The 17,700-nt window shown below is 67.7% G+C and carries 18 protein-coding genes and 1 tRNA gene; 12 read left to right on the top strand and 7 right to left on the bottom strand.

Annotated elements, in window-relative coordinates; genetic code table 11:
- Window positions 1–5: 5 nt before the first annotated feature.
- On the bottom strand, window positions 6–1,079 hold the full coding sequence (locus ABEA10_RS33120) for an ABC transporter ATP-binding protein (RefSeq protein ID WP_345470678.1): 1,074 nt from the start codon (window positions 1,077–1,079) through the stop codon (window positions 6–8).
- Window positions 1,063–1,971, bottom strand: a complete 909-nt coding sequence (locus ABEA10_RS33125) for an ABC transporter ATP-binding protein (protein ID WP_345470680.1) — start codon at window positions 1,969–1,971, stop codon at window positions 1,063–1,065. The genes ABEA10_RS33120 and ABEA10_RS33125 overlap by 17 nt, the downstream gene beginning before the upstream one ends.
- A 287-nt stretch (window positions 1,972–2,258) precedes the next feature.
- Here ABEA10_RS33125 and ABEA10_RS33130 point away from each other — a divergent pair, with 287 nt between their 5' ends.
- The 12 genes from ABEA10_RS33130 (at window position 2,259) to ABEA10_RS33185 (ending at window position 12,541) form a co-directional block, all read left to right on the top strand.
- A complete protein-coding gene (locus tag ABEA10_RS33130; RefSeq protein ID WP_345470682.1) occupies window positions 2,259–3,467 on the top strand; it encodes a dipeptidase in 1,209 nt (402 codons plus the stop codon).
- On the top strand, window positions 3,467–5,065 hold the full coding sequence (locus ABEA10_RS33135) for an ABC transporter substrate-binding protein (protein WP_345470684.1): 1,599 nt from the start codon (window positions 3,467–3,469) through the stop codon (window positions 5,063–5,065). The genes ABEA10_RS33130 and ABEA10_RS33135 overlap by 1 nt, the downstream gene beginning before the upstream one ends.
- Window positions 5,066–5,080: 15 nt before the next feature.
- Window positions 5,081–6,043 (top strand): ABC transporter permease, encoded by a 963-nt coding sequence (locus ABEA10_RS33140; RefSeq protein ID WP_345470686.1) that lies wholly within the window; start codon window positions 5,081–5,083, stop codon window positions 6,041–6,043.
- Window positions 6,040–6,936: an ABC transporter permease gene (locus ABEA10_RS33145; RefSeq protein ID WP_345470688.1), complete on the top strand. Its 897-nt coding sequence runs from the start codon at window positions 6,040–6,042 to the stop codon at window positions 6,934–6,936. Before ABEA10_RS33140 ends, ABEA10_RS33145 begins: the two co-directional genes overlap by 4 nt.
- Window positions 6,937–6,938: 2 nt before the next feature.
- Complete coding sequence (locus tag ABEA10_RS33150) at window positions 6,939–8,114, top strand: M24 family metallopeptidase (RefSeq protein ID WP_345470690.1); 1,176 nt, start codon at window positions 6,939–6,941, stop codon at window positions 8,112–8,114.
- Between the two features lie 12 nt (window positions 8,115–8,126).
- On the top strand, window positions 8,127–8,972 hold the full coding sequence (locus ABEA10_RS33155) for an alpha/beta fold hydrolase (protein ID WP_345470692.1): 846 nt from the start codon (window positions 8,127–8,129) through the stop codon (window positions 8,970–8,972).
- 3 nt (window positions 8,973–8,975) lie between these two features.
- A complete protein-coding gene (locus ABEA10_RS33160) occupies window positions 8,976–10,004 on the top strand; it encodes an Lrp/AsnC family transcriptional regulator (protein ID WP_345470694.1) in 1,029 nt (342 codons plus the stop codon).
- Between the two features lie 163 nt (window positions 10,005–10,167).
- Window positions 10,168–10,605 carry a response regulator transcription factor gene (locus ABEA10_RS33165; RefSeq protein ID WP_345470696.1) on the top strand — a complete coding sequence of 146 codons (438 nt, stop codon included), beginning with the start codon at window positions 10,168–10,170 and terminating at the stop codon, window positions 10,603–10,605.
- A gap of 72 nt (window positions 10,606–10,677) precedes the next feature.
- Window positions 10,678–10,750: transfer RNA gene (locus ABEA10_RS33170), tRNA-Lys, on the top strand.
- A gap of 167 nt (window positions 10,751–10,917) precedes the next feature.
- Entirely contained in the window at window positions 10,918–11,421 is a 504-nt protein-coding gene (locus ABEA10_RS33175) for a hypothetical protein (protein ID WP_345470698.1), read from the top strand.
- Window positions 11,418–11,663, top strand: coding sequence for a hypothetical protein (locus ABEA10_RS33180; RefSeq protein WP_345470700.1), 246 nt, complete (start codon window positions 11,418–11,420; stop codon window positions 11,661–11,663). Before ABEA10_RS33175 ends, ABEA10_RS33180 begins: the two co-directional genes overlap by 4 nt.
- A gap of 173 nt (window positions 11,664–11,836) precedes the next feature.
- Entirely contained in the window at window positions 11,837–12,541 is a 705-nt protein-coding gene (locus tag ABEA10_RS33185; RefSeq protein ID WP_345470702.1) for a cytidylate kinase family protein, read from the top strand.
- A gap of 1,320 nt (window positions 12,542–13,861) precedes the next feature.
- Here the strand turns inward: ABEA10_RS33185 and ABEA10_RS51345 are convergent.
- The 5 genes from ABEA10_RS51345 to ABEA10_RS33205 form a co-directional block, all read right to left on the bottom strand.
- A complete protein-coding gene (locus tag ABEA10_RS51345; protein ID WP_425550991.1) occupies window positions 13,862–14,041 on the bottom strand; it encodes a nitroreductase family protein in 180 nt (59 codons plus the stop codon).
- 160 nt (window positions 14,042–14,201) lie between these two features.
- Window positions 14,202–14,720 carry a hypothetical protein gene (locus ABEA10_RS33190; protein WP_345470704.1) on the bottom strand — a complete coding sequence of 173 codons (519 nt, stop codon included), beginning with the start codon at window positions 14,718–14,720 and terminating at the stop codon, window positions 14,202–14,204.
- A 47-nt stretch (window positions 14,721–14,767) separates the two neighbouring features.
- On the bottom strand, window positions 14,768–15,313 hold the full coding sequence (locus ABEA10_RS33195; protein ID WP_345470706.1) for a hypothetical protein: 546 nt from the start codon (window positions 15,311–15,313) through the stop codon (window positions 14,768–14,770).
- A 510-nt stretch (window positions 15,314–15,823) separates the two neighbouring features.
- Window positions 15,824–16,321 (bottom strand): RICIN domain-containing protein, encoded by a 498-nt coding sequence (locus ABEA10_RS33200; RefSeq protein ID WP_345470708.1) that lies wholly within the window; start codon window positions 16,319–16,321, stop codon window positions 15,824–15,826.
- A 329-nt stretch (window positions 16,322–16,650) separates the two neighbouring features.
- Window positions 16,651–17,652: a lipocalin-like domain-containing protein gene (locus tag ABEA10_RS33205; RefSeq protein ID WP_345470709.1), complete on the bottom strand. Its 1,002-nt coding sequence runs from the start codon at window positions 17,650–17,652 to the stop codon at window positions 16,651–16,653.
- Window positions 17,653–17,700: the final 48 nt, after the last annotated feature.

The raw sequence follows: 17,700 nt of genomic DNA on the forward strand, positions 1-17,700 counted from the left end.
CCCCGCTACGCCGGGCCGAAGACGTCCTCCAGGCGAGTGAGGGCGTCTTCGGCGTGGTGGCAGGCGGCCAGCCGCGCTCGCTCCTGCGCCTCGGACGGCCGGCGCAGCGACGGCACGTCGGTCCGGCAGTCCTCGCGGGCCATCCGGCACCGGGTGTGGAACCGGCACCCGGCCGGGGGACTGGTCGGCGACGGAGGATCGCCGTCGAGCACGATCCGTGCCGCCATCCGTCCGCGCCGCGCCCGGTCCACCACCGGCGAGGCGGACAGCAGCGCCTGGGTGTACGGATGGGCGGGCGCCTCGTAGACGGTGGCGGTCGGCCCGATCTCGGCGAGCCGCCCGAGGTACATCACCGCGACGCGGTCGGCCACATGGCGGACCACCGACAGGTCGTGCGCGATGAACAGCAGCGTCACGCCGAGCCGTCGTTGCAGGTCGCGAAGGACGTTGACGACCTGCGCCTGCACCGAGACGTCGAGGGCGGAGACCGGTTCGTCGCACACCAGCACCTCCGGCTCCAGCGCCAGTGCGCGGGCGATCCCGATCCGCTGCCGCTGTCCGCCGGAGAACTGGTGCGGATAGCGTTCCATCAGGTCGGGCGCCAGGCCGACCAGGGAGAGCAGCTCGGCGACCCGCTCGCGCCGCGCGGCCCGCGTGCCCGTCCGGGACGCGGCCAGCGGTTCACCGACGATCTCCAGCACGGTCATCCGCGGATCCAACGAGGTGTAGGGATCCTGGAAGACCATCTGCACGCCTCGTCGCAGCAGCCTCCGGTCACCCCGGCGGGCGGCGGTCACGTCGCGGCCGCGGTAGCTGATCGAGCCCGAGTCCGGCACCTCCAGGCCGACGAGCATCCGGGCGAGGGTCGACTTGCCGCAGCCGGACTCTCCGACGATCCCCAGCGACTCGCCGGCCCGCAGTGACAGGCTGATCCCGTCCACGCTGGACACGCGGGTGCGGCCCAGACCGCCACGCCCGGTGGTGAAGGTCTTCACCAGGTCGTGCGCCTCCAGCACGACCTCTCCGGGCGCCGCCGTTCCGGCCGGCTGCGGCGTGTGGGGGCTACTCGTTGCCGGCACCGACGACCTCCTGACTGCGGTGGCAGGCGGAGTCCCGCCCGCGCCGTATCTCGATGAGAGCCGGGCGTGTCTTCCGGCAGTCCTCCACCGCCCATGAGCAGCGGGGATGGAAGGCGCAGCCCGGCGGGACCCGCTCCGGGTTCGGCGGGGAGCCGGGGATGGTCACCAGGTCCCGGCCGAGGCCCTCCGCCTGCGGCACCGACGTCAGCAGCGCCTCGGTGTAGGGGTGCGCGGGCCGTGCGAGCAGGTCGTCGCCGCTGCCGCGTTCGACGATCCGCCCGGCGTACATGACGGCGACCCGGTCGGCGACCTCGCTGACCACCCCGAGGTCGTGCGTGATGAGCAGGACCGCCATGTCCAGCTCGCGGCGCAGCCGGTCGAGCAGTTCGAGGATCTGCGCCTGCACGGTGACGTCGAGCGCGGTGGTCGGCTCGTCGGCGAGGAGCAGCTCCGGTTCGAGCGCGATCGCCATGCCGATGAGGATCCGCTGGCGCATCCCGCCGGAGAACTGGTGCGGGTAGTCCCCGACCCGCCGGGACGCCCCGGGGATGCCGACCATCTCGAGCAGCTCGACCGCGCGGGCGCGGGCGGCACGCCGTGAGGTGTCGGTGTGGGCGCGGATCAGGTCACCGATCTGGTCGCCCACCGAGAGCACCGGGTTCAGCGCCGACAGCGCGTCCTGGAAGACCATGCTCATCCGGTGTCCGCGGAGCCGGCGGCGCTCGTCGTCGCTCAGCGCCAGCAGGTCCGTGTCGCCCAGCCGCATCTCGTCCGCGCTGGACCGCGCGTTGTCCGCGTCGAGACCCATGATCGAGCGCACGGTCACCGACTTGCCCGATCCGGACTCCCCGAGCAGCGCCACGAGCTCGCCCCGCGCGACGTCGAGATCCACGCCCCTGACCGAGGGCACCGGACCCCGCCGGGTCCGAAATTCGACGGACAGGCCGCGCACGCGCAACGCGGATCGCGCCGCCGTCGGTGAGGTTGACGTAACCGCCACGAAACCCCCTAGCGCCGGATGTAACAAGCTGAGACGTGTATTCGGCCGGAATATTGCCGATACCTTGACACTCCCGCCGAAGTTTGGCAAGAGTATGCGGCCATACGAACTCTCGACTAACGGACGTGCCGCAACGGCGATAACGGTCCGAGGTGAGTCGGGAGACGAGAGGAGAGCCAGTGCTCGAGCCCGCGAAGCGCTACACCGGTTACACCGCCTACGAGTACCTCGAGCGCGGCAAGGACTACCGGGACATCACCTACGCCAAGCAGATCGGCCGGGTGCCCCCGTACCAGGGCCTCGAGCTGTCCGACGCGCAGCTGGAACGCACCAAGCGCCTGTTGACCGACGAGGTCGTGATCTCGCTGCACGAGCACGTCCAGGTCTTCCCCGACGACATGTCCGACCTCCGGGAGCACATCCGGCAGGGCCGCGAGCCCACCGGCTACGAGGGCCTCTCCCGTTCGGGGATGACCGCCGTGTTCGACAACGGCATGGACGGCACGTGCTGCATCAGCAGCGACGCCGGCTGGAAGTACCAGGACGTCCTGTTCGACCTCGGCGTACGGATGGCGGACCTCGCCCACCAGGACTTCGTCGTCAAGGGGGAGACGGTCAAGGACATCCATGACGCTCACGCGAGCGGCCGCGTGGCGCACATCTTCGGCCTCGAGGCCGCGACGATGATCGAGAACGAGGTCGACCGGCTCGACGTCCTGTACGGCTTCGGCGTTCGCCAGATGGGCATCGCCTACTCGGAGGCGAACACTCTCGGCAGCGGCCTGAAGGAGCGCGGCGACGGCGGGCTGACCTACTTCGGCGAGCGCGCGGTCGAGCGGATGAACAAGCTCGGCATCGCCATCGACGTCTCCCACTCCGGCGACCGGACCGCCATGGACGTCATCGAGAAGTCCACCAAGCCGATCTTCATCACGCACTGCGGGTCACGCGAGGTCTGGCCGACCAACCGGATGAAGCCCGACGCGGTCATCAAGGCCTGCGCCGAGCGCGGCGGGGTCCTCGGACTGGAGGCGGCGCCGCACACGACGCTGTCCCACGCCCATCCGCGCCACTCGCTGGAGTCGGTGATGGACCACTTCGTGCACTGCGTGGACCTCGTCGGCATCGAACACGTCACCTTCGGGCCCGACACCCTCTTCGGCGACCACGTGGGCCTGCACGACGCGTTCTCGGCCAACCTCTCGATCGGGCAGGCGCACAGCGGCGTGGAGTTCCCGAAGGTGGAGTACGTCGACGGCCTGGAGAACCCGGCCGAGTGCTTCTACAACATCATCGGCTGGCTGGTCTCCCACGACTACTCCGACGACGAGATCCGCGCCGTGGTCGGCGGCAACACCCTACGCGTGCTGGAAGAGGTGTGGGTGTGATGCGTCGGCGCACCGGACTCATGGCCGGCACGGCCGCGGTGACCGTGCTGACCGGCGCGCTCGGCGCCTGTGCGCCCAGCAAGAAGGCGGCGGAGTCGGGCTCGGGCGTCCAGCTGCGGATCGCCACCACCACCGACGTGGTGAACTTCAACCCCCTCATCGGCAGCAGCCGGACCGACTACTGGCTGACCAACCTGATGTACCCCCACCTGCTGACGATCGGGAACGACGGCACCAAGCAGCCCTCGCTCGCGACCAAGTGGGGGTACACCAGCCCGACCACGGGGTTCTACGAGATCCGCGGCGACATGAAGTGGAGCGACGGAACGCCGCTGACCGCCTCGGACGTGGCGTACACGCTCAACGCGGTGAAGAAGGACAAGCCGTCCGGCACGCTGTACGGGCAGCTCGCGAACTTCTCGTCGGCCAAGGCCGTGTCACCCACCCGGGTCGAGCTCAAGCTGTCCAAACCGGATGCCACCGTCATTCCGGAGGTCGGCTTCTGGGGCAACGTCGTCCCCGAGCACGTGTTCGGCAAGGCCGGCAGCGTCGCGAAGTTCGCCAACAACGCGAACTGGGTCAGCGCCGGGCCGTACCGGCTGACCAAGGTGGCGAAGGGGCAGAGCTACACGATGGAGCGGGTCACGCCGTACCCGCTCGCACCGGGTGGCCGGCCCACGGTAAGCCAGGTGGTCTACAAGGTCTACCCGGACGTCAACACCGAGATCCTGGCGCTGAAGAACGGCGACGTGGACGCGATCGCCAACGCGCTGCCGCCCGCGCAGGTGCAGCCGCTCAAGCAGGCCGACGGCATCACGGTCGAGGAGGTTCCGGGTCTGGGCTACGCGCACCTGGCGTACAACATGGACAAGAAGCCCCTCGACAACGTCAAGGTGCGCCAGGCGCTGGCCCACGCCGTCGACTACGAGGCGATCCGCAAGGTCGTCCTGCAGGGCCAGGCGGTCTCCACGGGCAGCAGCCCGCTCATGCCGGTGCTCAAGCAGTTCTACGACCCGTCGCTCCAGGAGTACACGTTCGATCCGGCGATGGCGCGCAAGCTGCTGCAGGACGCGGGGTACACCGCCGACGGCAGTGGCAAGTTCCCGCTGTCGTTCCGGATGATCTACTCCCTGCAGGACCCGGTCACCGCGCAGTGGGCGACCCTGGTCAGGGACGACGCGGCCAAGGCGGGGATCACCATCAAGCCGCAGGGCCTGGAGCGCAACACGTACCTGGCCAAGACGGACGCGGGTGACTTCGACATCTACGCCGGCAACTTCGCCATCATGGACGACCCGGCGACGAACATGACCCTGACGTACCTGCCGAAGGGCATCATCAACTACTCCCACGTCGACGCTTCCGACCTGTCGGCGCTGGTGACCAAGGCGCAGGCGACGACCGACGTGAACGAGCAGAAGAAGCTCGTCCAGGCCGCCGCCAAGCTGGTGCACGACCAGGTCTACGACAACGTGATGTACACGCAGAACCTCTACGTGGCGCACCGTTCGAACTGGACCGGGTTCGTCGTCAAGCCGAGCGAGCTGCTGTCGATCGTCGATCCGCAGTCGCTGGCCAACGTCAAGTCGAGCAGCTGACGAAGGGCCACCGCCATGCCGCCTCTCGCCCGGTTCGCGCTGCGACGGCTCCTTCGCGGAGTGGTCACGATCTGGTTCGCCGTGACCGTCACCTTCCTCATGCTCCGCCTGCTGCCGGGCGACCCGGCGCTGGCGGTGGCCAACCCCAACATGACGAGGGAGACACGGCAGGCGCTGCTTCACCAGTACGGCCTGGACCAGTCGCTGGCCGTGCAGTACGGCAAGTACCTGTGGCAGCTCCTGCACGGGAACCTCGGCGTCTCGTTCAGCCAGTCGGTGCCGGTCACCACGGCGCTGATGGAGCGCCTGCCGTGGACGCTCCTGCTCACCGTCTCCGCGCTGGTCGTCACCATCGTCATCGGCGTCCCGCTCGGGGTGGTCGCGGCCTCACGCCGCGGGTTCTGGGATCGCGCCGTGCAGCTCAGCGGCGTCGTCGGGCAGTCCCTGTTCGTGCCCAGTATCGGGATCTTCCTGCTGTACTTCCTCGGCCTGAAGCTGCGCTGGTTCCCGATCGGGGGCGCCTACGCGGAGAACACCTACGGGATCGCCTGGTACGGCAGCGTGCTGCGGCACCTGGTCCTGCCGTGCCTGTCGCTGGTGCTGGTCCAGCTCGGCTCGTACGTGCTCACGCTGCGGTCCACGCTGATCGACGCGCTCGGCGAGGACTACTGCATGCTGGCCCGCGCGAACGGGCTGGGTGAGCGCAAGGTCGTCTGGAAGCACGCTCTGCGCAACGCGCTGCTGCCGACGACGACTCTCGTCGGGCTCCAGCTCGGCTTCGTCGTCGGCGGCGCCGTACTCACCGAAACGATCTACGCCTACCCGGGGATCGGGCGCGGCATCTACGAGGCCGTGACCCGGCTGGACTTCCCGGTTCTGCAGGGCGCCTTCGTGCTCCTGTCGGCGACGGTGATCGTCGCCAACCTGCTCACCGACCTCGCCTACGGGCTACTCGATCCACGGGTGCGAACCGCATGACCTCACTCATCGAGTCCGCGGCCGGCACGGCGGACGTGGCGGACGCGGCGGACCGGCCGACCGCGGCGAAGGCGACCTGGGACGCCTTCCGCCGTAACCCGCTCGGCATCCTCGCGATGGGGCTGCTGGCACTGCTCATCGTGGTCGCGCTCGTCGCACCGCTGCTCGCGAGCTATCCGCGCGGCCACGGCACGGCGATCCTGCGACCGCCCTCGGCCGCCCACTGGTTCGGCACCGACAACCTCGGCCGCGACGTGTTCGCCGAGGTGGTGTACGGCACGAGGGCCAGCATGCTCGTCGCGGCCGGCGCGACCGCGCTGGCGATCGTCATCGGCGTGACCGTGGCCGTGTGCAGCGCGTACTTCCGCTGGGTCGACGGGGTGATGGGCGTACTGGTCGACCTCTTCCTGTCGCTTCCGGTGCTGCCGCTGATGATCCTCGTCGCCGCCCTGGTCGGGCCGAGCCTGCAGACCATCGTGTTCGTCCTGGCCTTCTTCTCCTGGCCCGAGGTCAGCCGCGTCGTACGGTCACAGGCGCTCGCGGTCGTACGGCTGCCGTACGTGGACGCGGCGCGGCTGGCCACTGGCTCACCGCTGTGGATCATCCGCAAGCACCTGCTCCCGGCCGTGGCACCGGTGATCGCGGTCTCCGTCGTGCTCACCGCGTCCCGCGCGGTGCTGTCCGCGGCGGGCCTGGCGTTCCTCGGGCTCGGGGACCCGAACAGCTGGTCGTGGGGCCGCATCCTCTTCGAGGCCCAGCAGTCCGGCGCCATGCAGGAGGCGTGGTGGACGACGCTCTTCCCGTCGTTGGCCATCCTCGCGCTGGTGGTCGCCGCGACCCTGCTCTCCATCGCCTACAACGACGCCCGCGACCCGCGGACGAGGAAGGACTGAGCGTGGCGTTCGACCAGCGGCTTCCCGCCACCTTCTACGCCGACGTGCAGGACCGCGTACGCGCGGCCCTCGCCGACGAGCGTGTGGACGCCCTTCTCACCGACTCTCCGGAGGACGTGGCGTACCTGACCGGGTTCTTCCACCATCCCTGCGAGCGGCCGGTCGCGGTGTGGATCGGCGTGGACGGGACCGCGGCCCTGCTGCTGCCCGACCTCGAAGTCGAGCACGCCCGGGTCCAGAACACCGCGGCCGAGCTCGTGGTCTACCCGGAGTACCCGGGGGTGGTCCCGCCCTTCGACGCGCTCTTCGGGCACGTGCCCGGCGCCCGGCGCGTCGGCCACCCGGGCGGCATGGCGGTCGACCGCCTCGCCGCCGTCCGCGCGGCGTTCCCCGGCACCGAGTTCGTCCGGACCGGCGTCGCCGAACGCGCCCGCCTGCGCAAGCGACCCGAGGAGATAGCGCTGCACCGGGAGGCCGGGCGGATCACCGACGCGATGCTCACCGCCGGGCGGGAACTGATCGAACAGGCCGTCGCCGCCGGCGGGGAGCTGCCGAGCGAGGCCGAACTCGCCGCGCACGTGACGTCGTTCGGCGGCCGCACGATGTACGCCGAGCACGACGACGTCGTGGTGGTCTCGCCGCTGGCCGGCGGCCTGGTCTACGCGGCGGAGAACAGCGCGCGCCCGCACGGGCTGCCGTCGGCTCGCCGGCTGCGCCCCGGCGACACGTTCGTGCTCTCACTCGGCTGCGCGGTCGGCGGCCGCTTCGTCGAGGGCGAGCGGACGTTCGTGCTCGGTGAGCCGTCGGCGGAGCAGCGTCGCTACTACGAGGCCGTACGGGAGGCCCAGGCGGTCGGCGCGGCGAGCATCCGGCCGGGGGTGCGGTGCGCGGACGTGAACCGCACCTGCCTGGACGTCATCCGGGACGCGGGGCTGGAAGGGTTCCTCAGACACCGTCAGGGACACGGCATCGGGCTGGGGATGCACGAGCCGCCATGGCTGGAAGACGGCGACGCCACGGTCCTGGAGCCGGGCATGGTCGTGTCGAACGAGCCCGGCATCTACGTCACCGGGCACGCCGGATACCGGATCTCCGACAGCATGCTCGTCACCGATGACGCGGCCACCCCCTTCACCTTCTATCCCCGCACGCTCGACGACGTGGTCGTCCCCGTCTAGCAAGGAGGGATCGTGTTCGTCACGATCAATGGCAACGAACTGGCGGTCGAGGTCTTCGGGGAGGAGGGCGCGCCCGTCCTCATCGCGCACCACGGCGCTCCGGGGCTGGGCTCCCGCGCCGAGCCGCGGGCGACCTTCGCGCCGTTCGCCGACACCTTCCGGGTCGTCGTCTTCGACGCCCGCGGATCGGGGGAGAGCGGCGGCAACCCGCCCTTCACCCACGAGCAGTGGGCCGCCGACGTCGATGGGCTGCGTGAGTGGATCGGGGCCGAGCAGATCGTCATGGCCGGCGGCTCGTACGGCGGATTCATCGCGATGGAGTACGCGATTCGCCACCCGCGGCGGGTCAAGGCGCTCGTCCTGCGCGACACGTCACCCGACCACGACAATGAGGAGGCCGCGCGCCGCAACGCCCTCAACTCGACGAGGGTCACCGTCGATGTGGAGAAACTCGACCGCATCAACAACGGTCTCGTACGCGACAACGATGACCTGCGCGACTGCTGGCGCGAGATCCTGCCGCTCTATGACCATGTCTACGACCCGGCCAAGGTCGAAGAGAAAGTGGCGGCCACCCCTTACCGGTACGAGACGCATAACTTCGCCTTCGCGGTCAATCAGCCGAGTTACGACATCAAACCGCAGCTGCCCGATATCATCTGCCCGACCCTCGTCACCGTCGGGCGTGACGACTGGATAACCCCGGTCGAGAGCAGTGAGAAAATCGTGTCGCTCATTCCTGACGCCCAATTGGTGGTCTTCGAGAAGTCGGGGCACTCTCCGCAGATCGAGGAGGCCGCACGGTGGCGGAAGGTCGTCCGCGACTTCCTGCGCGACGTGGGCGCCGATCAGCGATAAGGAATGAGCATCAATCCGGTTCTGAAAGAACTCGACGACCTCGACCGGCGCATCATCGTCGCGCTGCAGAGCGATGGCCGGGCGAGCTGGACGTCGGTCGCCGACGTCTGCGACACGTCGGTACCGACCGTGGCGCGCCGCGCCCAGCAGCTCCTCGCCGAGGGCATCGTCCGCGTCGGCGTGACCCCGGACATCAGCCACGCGGGACCGGTGAACCTGTTCATTCTCCGCATCGGCTGTGAGCCGGGCCGCCAGACGGAGGTCGCCCTGGAGCTCGTCCGCCGCGACGATGTCCGTTTCCTCACGCTGGTGACCGGGGAGACGGACATCATCGCCGAGCTGAACGTGCGGACGGACGACTCGTTGCACACGCGCCTGATCGACGAGGTGCTGGCGATCGACGGTGTGTCGCGATGCGAGACCGACCTGCTGCTCCACACCTACAAGGCCACGAACGACTGGAGCCGTCAGCTCCTGACCGGCAAAGAGCACGTCTACACGCCCGTCGAGCCGCACGAGTGCGACTCCAGCCACTTCAACGACACCGACCGGGCGATCGTCGCCGTGCTCCGCGACGACGGCCGGGCCAGCTTCCAGGGCGTCGCGGACGTTATCGGGGTCAACGAGAGCACCGTCCGCCGCAGGTTCGAGACGCTGCGGGCGAGGGGATGCATCCTGGTCAACACGCTGGTCCCCGCGCCCGCGCTCGGCTTCGAGTCCGAGATCATCTTCATGATCACGGTGACGCCGGCCAACCTCGACTCGGCCGCTCGTGAACTCGCCACCTATCGAGGCGTCCGGTACGTCGCGGCCACACTCAACGGAAGCTCGTTGATGTGCGAGGTGATCCTGCCGACGACGCGCGACGTGTTCGACTTCGTGACCAGGACGCTCGGACCGCTCCCCGGCGTCCAGGGCTGGACCGCCAATATGGAGATGCTCAACCTCAAACGGGGCTTCATCGAAACTCCCTGGTGGCGCGGCCGCCTCAACGCGTCCGGCCCGAACGGCGGGCACCACGGGGACGCCTGAGGGGATCGACGCTAGATCTTCATCTCAGATCGCATGCGAGAGGGTTATGCTCCGCCCTGATACGGTGCCCCCCGGAGGCCGGATGAGTTCGGACCGACCACTTCGCGTCATGGTCGTCGATGGCGACCCCTCTCTCATGTCGTCGCTGAGGAGCAGTGACGAGGTGGAAGTGCTTCCTGAGCCGGGCGAGCCGATCGAGGCCGCCGAGCGCCTGAGACCGGACGTCGTCCTGCTGGGTCTGTCCTCCGCCGCGCACACCGCCCCGCTGAGCCGTACGGCCCGCGTGTTCGTCCTGTGCCCGTCGCCGGCGGCGGCGACCGCGGCCATGCGCGAGGGCGCCAGCGGCTGCCTCCGCCCGAAGGAACTGACCGCGAGAAGGCTGATCCAGGCCGTCCGCGAGGCCGGCCGCGCCCACCTGGGCCTGTCCGCGAGAGAGACAGAGGTCATGGACCTGATCGCGAGCGGCCGCTCGAACGGCGAGATCGCCAGGGAGCTGTTCCTGAGCGAGAAGACGGTGAAGAACCACGTCAACCGCATCTACGCCAAGCTCGGCGTGAACTCCCGGGGCGCCGCGATCAGCCTGTGGCAGACCCAGCACTGAGCCCGGATCCAGGGGAGGATCGTTCGATTCGCGAGGGTGGTGAGGGGGCTGCTAGAGTAACGGATGTCGCAAGCGCCGCTAGCTCAATTGGCAGAGCAGCGGACTCTTAATCCGCGGGTTCGGGGTTCAAGTCCCTGGCGGCGCACCCGTGCTGAACTGGGCATTCTCGACACTGTCGGGAGTGCCCAGTGTGCGTTTTGAGGCGGTCCGCGGCCCGTGGGTGCTCGAATGTCATGATCTTGTCGGCCGGGGCCGTCGGCCCGCATGCAGCGGCGCTGGCGCTAGGTGATTGCGGATGGCCCGAAACCTGACGTGTCAGCGCCGAAAGTTCGTGACTGTCAGTTCACGGTCATTCGGACCGCACCGCTGGCCGCAGGGCCCGGCGCTCGCGAACCGACGGAGTTCTTCGCCTACATCGACGCCAAGCTCGACCCCACCGACACCCCTGCCGCGAAGGTTCAACGCTGCGACCGAGAGATCCTCAGCCTCCTCACCAAACGTGCCACAGTGCTGCACCTCGGCCCAGGGAACTACTGCTGGTTCACCGCCCCCTCCCGCACACTCTGCCTGCGGCTGGTCGGCACCCTCACCGCCGACAAACCCCGCATCGGCATGTGTGACTCCGCCCGCTGCCCGCAAGCCACCCACCACCCCTGCCACAGGCCCGTCTGGGCCGACCACGCAGACAAGACGAAGACCTTCCTCGGCGCGCTTGGCCCCACCCGGCGGACCGAACGAACCCGCCTGCAAGCCGACTACGCCCGCGCCACCCGCGTCATCACCGCGATCGACACAGCATCCCGAGCCCACCCGTGAGACTCACCCCGCAGCAGCGTCACCATAACGAAACCAGGATCCGCGAAGCCATGGACCGGCTCCTGCGCGTCGACCTGCCGCGCGGAGGCCGATGCGACATCAAGACCCTCGCCCGCGAATCCGGCATCGACCGCACCGCCCTCTACGGCACCCGCCCCTACGCCCACCTCCGCGAAGAGTTCGAAACCCGCCTCACCGTCATCCGCCAAGCAGGAGACAGCCCCGATCCCCGCGACGGCTGACCCCGGTCGCCCGCACGACATCCATCGCCAGGTCACCGACATCGGCGTTGGGGCATGTCCTACAAAGAGCGCGTTGAGACCTTACGCGGGCGCATCAACTGCCGTATCTTCTCGATATATCGAGTCGATACATCAAATGCAGCCGTGGACGCACGGACAGGGGATAAAAGAAGATGGAACAAGGCACGCGCGGCGATCTCCTCGGCCGGCTGACCGCAGAGATCGGATCCGCCACGATCACGCACCCGCTAAGGGTCGCCATCGACGGGCCGCCCGCCGCGGGCAAGACCACGCTGGCCGACGAACTCGCCGTCGTTCTCCGTGCGCAGGGCCGCGAAGTCATCCGTGCGACGATCGATGACTTCCTGTTCCCTCGAGCACGGCGTTATCGACGCGGTCAGTACTCGGCCGAAGGCTGCTACTTCGATGCCCACGACCGCGACGCGATGCGCCGGGTGCTACTCGATCCGCTGGGCCCGGACGGAGATCGAGGATTCAGGACGGCGGTCTACCACAGAGAAACCGACACCACACTGTCCCTCCCGGTCGCCACGGCACCCGCGGACGCCGTGCTGCTCTTCGACGGCGTCTTCCTCCTGCGCCCAGAACTGATCGACCGGTGGGATCTGAGCATCTTCGTCTCGGTCGAGTTCGATCGGACGCTGGAGCGCGCCCAGGCCCGAGGCACCGCACTGGCCGGACTCTCCGCCGACACAACCGAGATCGAGCGGTCCTGGAACGAACGCTACATCCCCTCCCAACAGCTCTACTTCACCTTGGCCCGCCCGACCGACCACGCCGACATCATCGTGAACAACGACGAGCTCCAGCGGCCTGCCTGGGAAGTCAGACCGCACCGATCGGCGCAGAGGATTTGACACGGATCAGCCGATGTCTCAACGACGACGCCTCCAACTCCTCCGGCGGGCTGGCACCGACGAGCACCTGGACCTGCCCATCCGGGTCGCAGCCTGTCTCATGCTCCTCTACGCCCAGCCCGTCACCCGGATCGTTCGGCTCACCCTCGATGACCTCACCCACCATCACGGCGAACTGCGCCTCCGGCTCGGAGTCCCGCCAACCCCGGTACCTTCGCCACCCTCCTGCTGAAGCTGGCCAACAACCGGCCACACCTCAACACCGCAACCAACCCCGACGCTCGCTGGCTGATCCCCGGCCGCCGCGCAGGCCAACCCGCCAACCCCAGCACCATCCGCGAACACCTACGCCGCGCAGGATTCCTCAAAGGCACCGCCGGCCCGGCAGCCCAAGACCACCACCGAGGATGCCGCTTCGAACACGGACCACTTGATCAACGACTCCTAGGACGACGGGCCGTCACCGCCGGCATCTCCCGGCTCGCCGACGAGACCGGGAGATCCTGAGCGAACCGTCAGACGCGCCAACGTACAGCTCAAGGCGAAGCATCTGATCAAGTCCGCGAGGCGCGTCAACCCTCGTACCGGCGAGCCGATCACCAACCTCGCCAGGGTCAACCTGGCATTGCTCGCCTCCATGAATCGTCCCGACTGGGAGTACGACGACAGCCTGATCGAGGCACTCACGTTCGATGAGGACGAGTCCGCCGAATCGGCGCGGGTGACGATCTGGCATAAGGCTCTGACCTGCTGATAGGCCAATCTGTCACCTAGGTGACAATCTGGCACCCAATCCGTATCCGCCTTCCGTATGTACGGATCCGGATCCGGAGGAGGCGGATGCCGCGCCAGCGGAGGACAAGCCGTCCCCGGAAACAGTCGAGGTCTCGGCCGAGACGCTGAGGCACCCTGCCGCCGTCGAGCGGTACGCGGCCGCCACCGGCCACAAGGTCAAGTACCTGCTCAACGGACTCAGCCTGGAGCGGCTGACGATCGGTCTTCCGGCGTACCGGACCGCTGAGGCTCACACGAGCACACCGGCGGAGAACTGCCCGGTCCACCCGCTACGTGGCTCACACTCCTCGCTGCGTCTTTTGACCCCCGGCGACCGGCCGTGCTCACTCTCGACACGGCCGGTCGCCTGAAGACCTCGTAAGGCTGCCTTAGCGCGTGCGATCTCAGCGGCGACATCGGTGGTCAGCGGCGCGCCAGCGTGACGACGAGCAGGCTTGCGTCCGTCGCCCACCGGGCCGAGCTGGGCGCGAGGTAGCGCCCTACCTGCTCGTGCCCCCGCTCACCGGGCCGGCTCGTGAAGAACCCTCATGGCTGGGAGTTCCCAGCGGACGGTGCCCACCGCGCGGCTTCCAGCAGCAAGCCGAGGGAGTGGTCGTCGATGGTGGCCGACGGGTCGAACTTGTAAGGGCTGAACCGTCCCGCCAGCAGAGGATGGATGCCGGCCGGGCGGCTACCGAGACCCCTAATCGGATAGCGCCGCAGCAACCAGACGCGAATTGTCCTGGAGGTACTCCGCGAACGGTGCTCAGATGACCAAGGTCAACTCCTGGCGGGTTTTCGGCTCACCTGGGCCAGACCCCTACCTACGGCAGCCCGCGTATCACCTCGACGCATTGAGTCCCGCGCGGCGGGGACACCGTCCTGCTCACCGGTTCCCCTCGGTACCCGACAGTCTTGGCAGCAGCCTCCCGCTGAGGCGGCCGTACGCGACGGCGGCGAGCGCGAAGACCACGGCTCCGCTGGCGAAGAGCACGTCGGTGGTCACGCCGGAGAACTGCGCCCAGAAGGTGACGTGTGAGGTTCCGGCAGTCTCCGCTGTGGTCAGGCCGGTCAGGCCGCGGGGGAATCCGGCAGCGCGGAGCAAGTCGTCGAGGATGCCGGAGACCCCGCGAAGAGCGAGGATGCCGGTCGCGATCCACGCGGCCGAGAGCAGCAGCCGCCGGGGAAGGCGGTGCCCCCACCGCTGGACCAGAGCCAATGGCAGCACGCACCCGGCAACGAACATGACGCCAATCAGGCTGTTGGCCACCCAGTACACCAACCGCGCAGCGCCGTGAAAGTGCGAGGACGTGGGAAAGGCCAACCCGGTGGCGTACCAGACGACGTGCCACACCAGAAAGACGAGAACCCAGACGAACGCGATGTAACCGGCTCGACGGTTCACTCGTACGCGGTCGACCGCCGGGTCTGTCGAAGAGCTTGCCGGATACATCAGGTTCCCTTCGGCAGGGTCGACGGTTCGTGACCATGATCTGCCGGGGCCACGCATCGAGTCTGGGAGCGTTTCGTTGGCGCCGGATCGTTAGGACCCGTGCGGCGGCGGTAGGCCCAGGTCAGCGTGAGTAGTGCCGGGCCCCACAGATTCAAGGGCGCATAGCAGATGGTGAATACGGCTGCCCAGAACGGGCTGGCCATGGGGCCCGGCCGACCACCTGTCCAGACATTCCAGAACCCCACCGTCCAGATCAACATCAGCGCCACGGAACCCACCGTGGCGGCAACGATCACGACCTTTGGACGAACCGCGCGGCCGCCAAAGAATGGCAACCACCGTGGGACCTCCTCTCCCAACGGCTGGACCAGTCCGAAGGCGGTCAGAGCGACTGCTTCCGACAGGAGGCTGATGGCGGCGATGTAGACCGCCGGCCAGCCGCGCACGACGGCAAGCTCCCCGGCGTCGTTCAGCATGCCCATGGAGAAGCCCAACGCCACGGCCAGGCGCCACAGACCGGAGGGCAGAACCATCAAGGGGATCACGTGTGCTAGACGTTCGGCCCACCGAGGCACTGGCCGCCGCGCCAGGGGCTCGAGGGCCGGAGTCTCTTTGCGGGCCAGGTCCCATCCGCCGCCGTGCGGCCGGGCATGTGCGGCGTCAATGTGCGTCAATTGAATCTCCCTTGCGATGGCGTTCCTCCCGCGTAGCCTGCTTGCCGCGATTTGGTCGTCGCATCCCCCGTGGGTAGCGATGCCATCCCTCGCGGGGAGGAGATGGGTCCCCCGGGTGTGGACACCTTGAGTCCCTTGGATCAGGCCCAGGTCACTGCGTGACGGGCTGCTGTGGTGCGGAGATGTGACGCAGATCGACACCGATGAGGGCCGCTCTACTTGGCGACCACCGAGGACCTGTTCTCTCGCCGGATGCTCGGTCACGCCATGTGGGTGCCGTGACCGGCTGGACGAGGTGCGGTGCGACGAAGACTTCGCCGACTGGTACCCCCGCGATGGGCGCCCAGGCCTCTCGCCCGCCAGCCACAGGAAAGGCCGAGGCTAGCTGGAGATCCAGTATTGGTCTTGGCCGGCATCGCAGGTGTACTGAATCAAATTAGTCCCCCCGGTCATACTGCTACCCGTGCCGAGACATTTCCCGGAGTAAACATTCTTCCATTGATATACGCCAGGCCATTCCTCAATTCGATACCACTTTTCATCGATCGCCCCATTGCATGTGTACTGCATTGCCTTGGCTCCATTCGACAGGCTGGCGCCTACGCCTAGACACAGGTCCGAATACTTATTGGTGATTACTTCGGCGGCGTTCCCGATGTGGTCTGTGGTTAGCCCAAAGTACCATTCCTCGTCGGATTTTCCATTGCAGTTCCACTGAATCGCTGCTGCGCCCTGAAGGGTGCTTCCGCCTGTGCCGGCGCAATATCCGTTCCAGTCGTTGACTATTGTCGTATAGGTAACCGCCTGTGCAGGATTGACCGATAGAGACATGGCGGCGATACCAGAAGCGAGGGCGGCGAATGTGCTTTTAAGCTTCACTATCAATCTCCAACATGGAATCGTTCTGTTGAACCGTTCTCGAAAGATGCCAGGGGCTCTGGGGCGCCCCTACTCCGTCGCCGCAATCCGCGGCTTCGGCTCTGACAACGGCGTCGTCATTAAATGGCCTCGGACGGCTGGCAATCGAGCGTCGCTGGCAGTGCGACTGTCGGCGACGCATGAGTGCCAGGTGGCGCGGATCGCGTATAAGATCGATTATCAACTTTTCCCTTCGCCGCGTTTGCTCTATATCGTGGTACGGTTGCGCGGGTCTGTTGATGCGGCTGCATCAATAGACCCGCAGGCGAGTTTTCGGTTGAGCTGATGGGCTATCGCCAGTTGCCGAGTTGTTCGACGTATGCGTGCCCGTTGACTGGCTTGCCCCGGTACTGTCCGGCGGCGCTGCTCGCGCCTTCGAAGATGCCACCGTCCGCCTGGATTTCTTGTCCCTTTGGCTGAGCGGTGACGGTGAGGCGGGCGTTCAGCGCGGGGATCTTCACGGTCCACCGGGTGCCGTACCGCTTCCCCGTGGTCGGGCTGGTCCAGAAGCCGGAGGTGCCGTCGGCGAGCGGGTCCACCGCGACGATCTCTTCTGTTCCGTCCGGGTGCAGCACAGTCGCGTAATGGACCTCGCCGCTCTTATCGAACAGATCCCAGAGGTCGACCCGGTCGCCGTTGGACAGTTGTAGCGCCATCCAGGTCCATTTCTGCGCGGCGTTCCAGTCCCAGGTGCCCCACTGGCGGTCCAGCCACGACTCGCCGGTCACCGGATAGGTGTGGTGATTCTCGGTGAGCGTTCCCTGTGACGCCAGGCTGGGCAGCGAATAGTAGTAGCTCGTGCCGCCGAGGAATGGCATCAGCCCGGTCCCATTGTTGTAAAGCGCGGGTCCCTGGGCGCTGAGTGTCAGGTTTATTTCGCCGGCTGGCAGCTTGGCGTGCAGGTGCATCGCATTCATCGGGCCGGACAGCGTCGCCGAGGGCGCGCGTACGTCGAGCGTGGTGGTGGAGAAACTGGTCTGGTCAGGTGAGTAGTCCTGGCTGTGTGTGTAGTAGGCGCCGGTGGTTTCGTCCGTGATCGCGATCAAAGTCTGCGGTGCTTTGCTGTCGACGATCTGGACCTCATAGCCGAACCGGTAGCCGTGCGCGTTGAGGTGGCCGACCACGTACCACCAGTCCTGGTCGACATTCGGGTGCGCCGCTTGATCGGCGGGCAGATGCACGAACGCGGGGAACGCGGGCGCCGTCGCGGCCGCCGGCGTGCTCGTTCCCGTTGGGGCGGAACCGGTCTTGGCCATCGCGGGGAACGCCCACGACGCCGCGCCGGCCAGCACGGCACCGAATGTCAGGGCAGCGGCCGCAGTGGACCGACGTCGTTGTCT

It is taken from the genome of Actinoallomurus oryzae, from assembly GCF_039541955.1.
GTDB lineage: Bacteria > Actinomycetota > Actinomycetes > Streptosporangiales > Streptosporangiaceae > Actinoallomurus > Actinoallomurus oryzae.

What these genes read in the sequence shown, in the direction of transcription:
- ABEA10_RS33135 (WP_345470684.1), top strand. Translation starts at nt 3,467, where the DNA reads ATGCGTCGGCGCACCGGACTCATGGCCGGCACGGCCGCGGTGACCGTG.
- ABEA10_RS33140 (WP_345470686.1), top strand. Translation starts at nt 5,081, where the DNA reads ATGCCGCCTCTCGCCCGGTTCGCGCTGCGACGGCTCCTTCGCGGAGTG.
- ABEA10_RS33145 (WP_345470688.1), top strand. Translation starts at nt 6,040, where the DNA reads ATGACCTCACTCATCGAGTCCGCGGCCGGCACGGCGGACGTGGCGGAC.
- ABEA10_RS33160 (WP_345470694.1), top strand. Translation starts at nt 8,976, where the DNA reads ATGAGCATCAATCCGGTTCTGAAAGAACTCGACGACCTCGACCGGCGC.
- ABEA10_RS33185 (WP_345470702.1), top strand. Translation starts at nt 11,837, where the DNA reads ATGGAACAAGGCACGCGCGGCGATCTCCTCGGCCGGCTGACCGCAGAG.